At 63.0% G+C, this 7,325-nt stretch carries 5 protein-coding genes and 4 pseudogenes; 2 read left to right on the forward strand and 7 right to left on the reverse strand.

Going from position 1 to position 7,325, the window contains the following annotated elements:
- A pseudogene (locus IC66_RS0141525) lies at positions 1-152 on the reverse strand (transposase); the annotation flags it as partial.
- 132 nt (positions 153-284) lie between these two features.
- Here IC66_RS0141525 and IC66_RS48880 point away from each other — a divergent pair.
- Together IC66_RS48880 and IC66_RS46950 are read left to right on the forward strand one after the other, a co-directional pair.
- A pseudogene (locus IC66_RS48880) lies at positions 285-506 on the forward strand (IS4/Tn5 family transposase DNA-binding protein); the annotation flags it as partial.
- Positions 507-613: 107 nt separating this feature from the next.
- Positions 614-910, forward strand: coding sequence for a hypothetical protein (locus IC66_RS46950; RefSeq protein ID WP_014497723.1), 297 nt, complete (start codon positions 614-616; stop codon positions 908-910).
- Positions 911-1,655: 745 nt separating this feature from the next.
- Here IC66_RS46950 and IC66_RS0141550 read toward each other — a convergent pair.
- The 6 genes and pseudogenes from IC66_RS0141550 to IC66_RS0141585 all read right to left on the reverse strand — a co-directional run.
- Positions 1,656-2,192: a helix-turn-helix domain-containing protein gene (locus IC66_RS0141550; RefSeq protein WP_014497725.1), complete on the reverse strand. Its 537-nt coding sequence runs from the start codon at positions 2,190-2,192 to the stop codon at positions 1,656-1,658.
- Positions 2,193-2,943: 751 nt separating this feature from the next.
- Positions 2,944-3,230 (reverse strand): annotated as a pseudogene (locus IC66_RS44720) (DDE-type integrase/transposase/recombinase); the annotation flags it as partial.
- A 103-nt stretch (positions 3,231-3,333) separates the two neighbouring features.
- Positions 3,334-4,236, reverse strand: a complete 903-nt coding sequence (locus tag IC66_RS0141570; RefSeq protein ID WP_028144011.1) for a terpene synthase family protein — start codon at positions 4,234-4,236, stop codon at positions 3,334-3,336.
- Positions 4,233-5,783: a hypothetical protein gene (locus IC66_RS0141575; RefSeq protein ID WP_026312707.1), complete on the reverse strand. Its 1,551-nt coding sequence runs from the start codon at positions 5,781-5,783 to the stop codon at positions 4,233-4,235. The genes IC66_RS0141570 and IC66_RS0141575 overlap by 4 nt, the downstream gene beginning before the upstream one ends.
- A 142-nt stretch (positions 5,784-5,925) precedes the next feature.
- Positions 5,926-6,924, reverse strand: a complete 999-nt coding sequence (locus tag IC66_RS0141580; RefSeq protein WP_028144010.1) for a polyprenyl synthetase family protein — start codon at positions 6,922-6,924, stop codon at positions 5,926-5,928.
- A 154-nt stretch (positions 6,925-7,078) separates the two neighbouring features.
- Positions 7,079-7,325 (reverse strand): annotated as a pseudogene (locus IC66_RS0141585) (cytochrome P450); the annotation flags it as partial.

A 7,325-nucleotide genomic window follows, 5' to 3' on the forward strand; every position in this document is an offset into this window, starting at 1 on the left:
TCGCGCACGGTCAGCATCAGCCAATAAGCGGCCGTATGGAGCACGAGACGGACCTGGTTGGCGAGCGCCGAACGGCAGCTGGTGCGGTCGGAGGCGAGCTGCGTCATATGCAGCTTGATCAGATTCTCGGCTTGGCCGCGCGCGCATTGTAAGCGGCAAAGAGATCTTTCAATTACCCACATTTGACGTCGGATTTGAGCGGGGGGCCGCGGCCGAAATCTTGAATCAGTAGAATCTGTTGTGATTCGTTGTTGAGCACCTGATTCGGAAGTGCGGGGTGCTCGATGGGCTTGGTGAAGGAACGCGCGGTGGCGCGTGCTCAGCGATTGACGACCGGTATCGAGACGTGGGTTGATCGGGAAGTTGCGGGATGCGAGTTTAAGGATGAGCGGCTTGGTCGCCGGTTCTGCAAATTGCTCGCACAAATCGGGAGCGACATGGGTCAAAGCATCCCGTTGGTTTGTCAGGATTGGGCCAACACGAAGGCCGCCTATCGATTCTTCTCCAACGAGCGGGTCGACGAGGCGGATACCATCTCGATAGGCACCGCTTTCTGCAATACGGTCAGGACGTCATTGTATTTCCTTGGTCAGGTGCACGCCTCGCTCAGACAATGGTGCTGGCTTTACGTCGAGAGGGCGCAAAGGCTTCGATCGAAAACTTTGCCGTCTTTGTCGAAAAAACATCTGCGGCCGACCTTAAGGACCTCCTGGTCGCAATCAAGGAACAAGGCCTACCTGAAACGGACGAGCTGGCGCGCGAGGCACGCCAACTTCAATCTGACCGCTTCGATCGATATCTAATTCCCTACCATCAGCGCCTGGCATTTAGCCGGCGCTTTCTTGTACGAGAGGGCTTTGCCGAGCTGATCGATGACCTGCTTGCTGCGGATGCCGTAACGGTGGGCTAGCCTCAGAGTTTGTGAACGAGTGCTGCACCGGAGCTTGACCCAACTATCCGATCCACCCCCGCGAAAACTGAGGCGCACGTCTGCTGGGCGGATGATCTTCGCCCGAGTCGGGGCGACGCAACGGCGATCAGTTGTTAATCCACGGCATCACGAGGCAGATTTGATTAGAATCATATTGGTAGCGGCTCCGCTTGTGATCACCGCGCCTGCGAATGCCGTTTACTTCACTTACTTCCGATGGGAGTCGTTACCTGCGCAGATCCGCGCTGCCTACATGGCCGGTTTCTACGACGCGCTGATTAGCGTTGCCTCTGACGAGCAAGATGCCAAGGCAGGCACGCATTATCAATTGCATTTCGAAGAGCAAAATGACAAACGTCCAGCTCGCAGACAATGTTCGCGCATTTGCTTCGACCCGTCCTAACCTTCAGACCGCAGGAGTTGGGGGAGCTCTAATCAATTATCTGATTGAGTTCTGTGGAAAGCCCCAATAGATATGAAGGTGGACCGATTGATCGCGGCGTCGATTAGAAAGATTGACCTGGATCGCCTTATCGAGGGCTATCTTGAGCACGACGATGAAGCATAAAGGCGTCTCTGAAGTCGCGCTCGGGGCACTAGTGGCTACTGCCTTCTGGTTGATAGTAGGCCTACTGGTGGGCGAGCTTCGTTCGATCCGGCACTACTCCCGCCAGCAGGCAGAGCATCTGAAGGCGATGCGGGCGTACTACGAGCCGCATGGGGGTTAGTTAGTGCAATGCATCGCCCCCGCCGCATAGAATTCGTAGTCATTGCGCGCGGCTGCAGCTACTTCAGGGACAGATAAGGGATCATGTACGAATGACGGTTCGCCTTTTTCGTCACGCTCGTTCGCCTTTTTGGGGACTGCACCGGCAGAAAGCGCACCGACGTTCGCCTTCTGGTCATCCAAAGGCTCACCATTGTTCGCCTTCTGGTCAGAAGAAGGCGAACCCACATTCGCCTCTTCGAGAAGAAGGCGATAGGCATTGACGTAGGTCCCGCCTTCCTTGACCTCGAACTTGAGGTAGCCGAACTCGGCTAACCGTCCGAGGCTCAACTGCACGCCGCGGACGCCCTTCTTCCCAAGATCTTTAGCGATGGTGGCCTGCTTGCGGCGGGCTAGATCGGTCTCGTGATCGATCGCATCGGCGATATACCAAAGCACCCGGAAGTCTTGATCGGTAAGGCGTAGATCGCCATTTGCGCGCGTTAACAGATGGAGCTTTCGCCGGGTCCGGTCCTTGTCGAGAATTGCACTCACGGCCGCACCATCTTCCGCGCCAGGGCAGCGGCGAAGGCAGCTTGCATGGCGGTTCCGGATTGCGGCTCGGGAGACTGGGTGCTAAATTCCAGGCTACTGGACTTTTGATTGCGATCTGGGGCTGCCTTAGCCGAGGCGGCCCTTCGCATTTTTGGCCCACCATCCGGCGGCTTTTGATTGCCAGTGCGCGAAAAAGCGCTTGCGGATCAATCTTGCCCGAACGGGCGGTTTGCCAATCTAAGCCATTGATACCGGCTGATGTGCTTGTTCTGCTGGGATCACCAATTATTTCAATAACTTAGTCCGCATTTGTTCGTCGACATCGTGTTGCGCCTGTTGCGCAAAATTACCCGATAATTCCAGCGATTGCCAACAACTCCCGGCTGCTCGGCGCGACATGGCCCGCGACAGAAAGGGCTGTGAACAGGTCGTAGCACGCTCCCCCATTTCTCGCCGATTGTGTGCACAATTGGCGCGCGCCGAATCGGGCCGACGGGGAGGTCGAGCGCTACCGTCTTGCCGAATGGCTTCAAAAAAAGAGAGTTGACAATAATCCGCAATTAAAGGGCCGATTGACAGAAGAGTTTTAAGCGCAACAAGCGCGACCCGTTGATGAGGCCTCGATCCGCGATCTCCATCAGGGCGAGCGGCCATGCTATCGGTCGCAATGATAGGCCGTATACATGAACGCACCCGACCGATATCCAAATTGCTGCTGAAATCCCTTGCATCCGCGCGGCCGTCTATACATGAATCTCTCGATGAAGCCGTTCTGCATCGGCTTTCCCGGCGCGATGAAGTGCCAGTCGATGACCGTGTCCTTGCTCCAGGCCAGCATGGCGTTGCAGGTGAACTCGGTGCCATGGTCGGACGCGATCATTCCTGGCTTGCCGCGTCGCTCAACGATTTCCTTCAGTTCGCGGGCCACCCGCCGCCCCGGATTGACGTCTCCGGAATGGCGCCCAGGTATTCCTTAGTGACGTCGTCGACGATGTTGAGAATGCGGAAGCGCCGGCCGTTGGCGAACTGGTCGTGGACGTGCAGTCTCAGGGCGGTGTCGCTCATGCTCGCTCCATCGGGCGGCGGCGTTGCGTCGGATCGGGCCGACGGCAGCGCGCGCACGCCGCCGCCTCCTGCGCGTTCAGGCCGGCGCGCGCTGGCCTCCCCTCACAGCGTCGCTGCGGTAGCGGCTGGTCGAGGTCCGGTAGTACTGCACGCGGATGGCCGCCATGGCCTCGATCAATGGTCCCCACGGCGCGGGAAAGCGTTCTTCCGCCATCACCCGGTGCAGCATGCGCGTATGGCCGGCCAGCTCGTCGTTGAGGAACTCCACCACAGGCATAGCTGGATAGCGCTGCAGCAGCAAGAACACCGCGTTGTCGGCCTCGCCGGCCGACCTGTCCTTGTCGCATCCATGCAGATCGTTCTGCAGACGCCCTATCGCGGAGATGAGCCGCAGGACCTGGCGAAACGCCGGACGCGCGCGCAAGGTCGCCATATCCAGCCCCCACAGCAAGGACAGGCAACAGAACACGTTCGCGTAGGCGATCGAATCGATGCCGTTGTGCAGGTACTCAGCGTAGGACCAGCGTTCCGCCGCTACCGCCTGCGCGTGTCCGGCGCGCAGCGCCGCGGAGTAGCACCGGGTATCGTCGAGAAGCTGAGCATAATCGCGACGATCGTAGGCGAGCGTGGCCAGCGAAGCGCGCAGCACAGCGCAACCCTCGAATCCGGGGAGCGCGCACGGCACGCCCTGCCCCAGCGCTTGCTCCACCGCGGCGAGCTGTTCCGGCGAGATCAGGCCAAGGTCGTTGCAATCGTCGAGCCAGAACAGCAGCGCCAGTTCGCGATAGAACGTCACTATCAGCGTTTCGTCCTGCGGATCGCGACCGGTGCGGGCGCTGGTGCCGCGCAGGCTCGGGTGGATGCGCTGCAGGATGTACTGGCCGCCCCTGACCGCTTCCACGGCATGCTCGTCGGCGAATCCGGTCAGGGAACGTCCCCACTCCAGCACCTGCTGCACCGCGCGTTCAGTCTGGATCATGGCGCCGCTCCTGCCCCCTCGGCCAGGACGCGCCGCCCCCAACGAAGCGCCAGCCACAACCCGGCGAGTTCGGCCACGCGCACGACCCGAGTGGGGCAATACAGTTCCTTGCCGATCCACAGCGGCGTCTGCGGCAATCCATGCGCCGCATGGCGGGCGAGCATCCACTCCAGCGCACGCGCCACCACCTGCGCGATGCGCCGGCGCCCTGTCGCCTCTTCGCTCCCATCCATCACGTGCAACGCAAACAGCGCATAGGCGGTTTCCTCGAACGTGGACCCGCGACCCGCGCCCCAGCCACCGTCGTCGCGCTGCGCCTGCAGCAGCGCCGCCAGCGCGCGCTCATCTCGCCACTGGGGCTTGCCTTGCGCCAGCGCAGCGACCGCATGCGCGGTGGGATACAGCCACGAAACGTGCCATTTTTCGTTGTCCCATAGACCGTGCGGGTTGCGATTGGCCTCGACGTACGCGCTGGCGCCCGCGGCGGGCTTTCCCAACAGTCGCAACGCATGCAGGGCATGAATGTTGGTCGACACCGAGGCATTGCGTTCGCCGGGGAAGGTGACGAACAGCTCGCCGATTTCGAAATGGCGCAACGCATCGACCGCCGGGTCACGGCCTGCAAGGTGCAGGACGCACAACGCAACGGCGGTGTCGTCCGCATCAGCCGCGAAGTGCAAGGCCGGGCCCAGACCGTGCACGCCCAGACGGGCGTCGAGCTGCGCGACGATCACGCGAACCGCCTCCGCGAGCGCGGGATGCGCGAAAAGCCCGGCCAGATGCAGGGTGTACAGCGACCAGCATGGCTCGAACACATTGATCGGCCAGACGTTGGGAAAGACACCTTCGATGCCGCTGCGCGTCGCCCGCGATGCCATCTGCAGATACGCATCGGCGCGCCCGACCTGCGGCGTGCTCCCCCGTGTCACGGCCTGGGCACGCCACGCGGCGGTGGCCGCCGGACTGATGCCGATGCTGCCGTCGTCATCCGGGCATGCGGTGGTCGGCGACGTCCCCCAGGCTTCCCAGGAGTGTAGCAACGGATGGCCGCTCGGCAACATCGCCACCGCCCCCAGCTTGACCAGGCACGCTTGCCGCAATGGCAACAGCGCAGGATGGCGCGGAAACGCTACGCCACCCAGCAAGGATGCGGCCTCACCGCAAAACTGCGGCAGGATCAGCTCCGCGCCGATCGGCGCGTCTTCTGGCACCGCATGTGCGTAGGGATCGGGCTGGCGCTGGAGGAACCTCGTTGCAGTCTGGACTGCGTCCGCAGCTCCGGGAAGAGGATCGGCACGCTGCAATGCCAGTAACGCCGCCCACGTGGGCGCATGGCGGAACAGCGGGAAGTCCGCGCTTCCCCATCCGCCGTCGGCCTGTTGCTGCGCGATGAGCCACGCGTATGCGTCCTGCCGACCGGTGACGTTGCCGTGGAAGCGCAGCGCCTGCGCCGTGTCGTAGACGGACGGACCGACGCTGCCGCCATCGCTCATTTCGCTCAGCAGGCGGCGCAATTCGGAAAGGATATGTTCGGACAGCGCGTTCACGCGGGATGTTCCGTTTGCAGAAACGTGCGCCGCGGCGGGCAACCGCTGCGATCGGCGCCGCGGACTCGGACACAGTGCAGGATGCACTCTGCCGCCGGCCGATCGCAGCGGCACAGGGGCGACTCGATGCGGACGGGCGCGCTCATGCGCGTGGCGCGTGTTTGAACAGATACGCGTTGGCCCGCTGTATGAGTTGCGCCAACCGTTCCGCACGCGGCCCCAGCGGCGCGATGGCCTCGCCGGCATCGCGCAACAGATCCAGCGCGAACTGGCGTGCTTCCTGCAGTCCCATGATCGACGCGCAGGTCGGCTTCTGCGCCGCCGCGTCCTTGCCGGGGGTCTTGCCCAGCGCCGCGGTATCCGCTGTCACGTCGAGAATGTCGTCGATCACCTGTAACGCCAGGCCGAAACAGGCGCTGTAGTGATCCAGCGCACAGTAAAGTGCAGCGTGCGCGGCATTCACGCCGACAGCGCATAGCGCGCCCATGCGAACGGACGCGCGCACTAGCGCTCCGCTCTTCATCCGGTGCATCGCCACGATCCTGTCCAGCTCGACGTGCTTTCCAACCAGCGACAGATCTATGGCCTGCCCGCCTGCGGCCCCCTCGGCGGACACCGCCTGCGCCAGTTCGCGCACGAGCGCGATAGGGCTGTCGCCCGGCGCATTCAGGCTCGCCAGGGTCAGGAAGGCGTGCGCCTGCAGCGCATCGCCGACCAGGATCGCGGTGGCTTCGCCGAACTTGACGTGCACGGTCGGAAGGCCGCGGCGAAGCACGTCGTCGTCCATCGCGGGCAGATCGTCGTGGACCAACGTACAGGCGTGCATCATCTCGATGGCGGCACCGACGTCATCGAGCATGTGCGCCGGCGTGTCGGCCAGTGCGCCGGCAGCCAAACAGAGCAAGGCGCGGGTGCGCTTGCCGCCATGCAAGGTGGCGTAGCGCATCGCCGCCATCAGCTCGGTCTCACCGTCGTCTTCGGCGCAGAGAAGACGCGCCAGCGCCTCTTCGACCCGCTTTGCGCCGTCCTGCATCCAGATCTCGGGCAGCAGCCTGCCGGATGCGCCGCGCGCCTGCGCGCCCAATATGCCGTTCGCGGAAACGCCAGCTCGGTCGTCGTGTGGCGTGGAACCAGTCTGCATGTTGTTCATGTCCTTGTACCTGCCAGGAGACGGCCACGGCGAGCGGCGAGCCGCCGCGGTGTTGCCGGCCTCGCACCGAGCGCGCGCGCCGAGTGCAGCAATGCCGCGCGTCGCCGGCGCCGCTGCCTCACCACACGGGGCATGCGATGCCAGCTCATGAGAATCCGATGCGGATAGTCATGGACGGATGTGCGGTCGGGTAATATCGCCGGCCTTTTTCGACGCCGCTCAGCAACCGCGGCCGCACCCCGGCCTCGTGCATGGTCAGCGCCAAGGCGATACAGAACTGCACCAGTTCCAGCCATACCAGGTGGTAGCCCATGCAGAAGTGTGGGCCGGTACCGAACTGCAGCATGTCCACCGGCCGGATCGGCTCGGTGCGTTGAAGCCACCGCGCCAGC

The organism is Bradyrhizobium genomosp. III, assembly GCF_000261705.1.
GTDB lineage: Bacteria > Pseudomonadota > Alphaproteobacteria > Rhizobiales > Xanthobacteraceae > Bradyrhizobium > Bradyrhizobium ottawaense.

Coding starts and splice junctions, on each gene's coding strand:
- IC66_RS46950 (WP_014497723.1), top strand. CDS start 614: ATGGTGCTGGCTTTACGTCGAGAGGGCGCAAAGGCTTCGATCGAAAAC.
- IC66_RS0141570 (WP_028144011.1), bottom strand. CDS start 4,236: ATGATCCAGACTGAACGCGCGGTGCAGCAGGTGCTGGAGTGGGGACGT.
- IC66_RS0141580 (WP_028144010.1), bottom strand. CDS start 6,924: ATGCAGACTGGTTCCACGCCACACGACGACCGAGCTGGCGTTTCCGCG.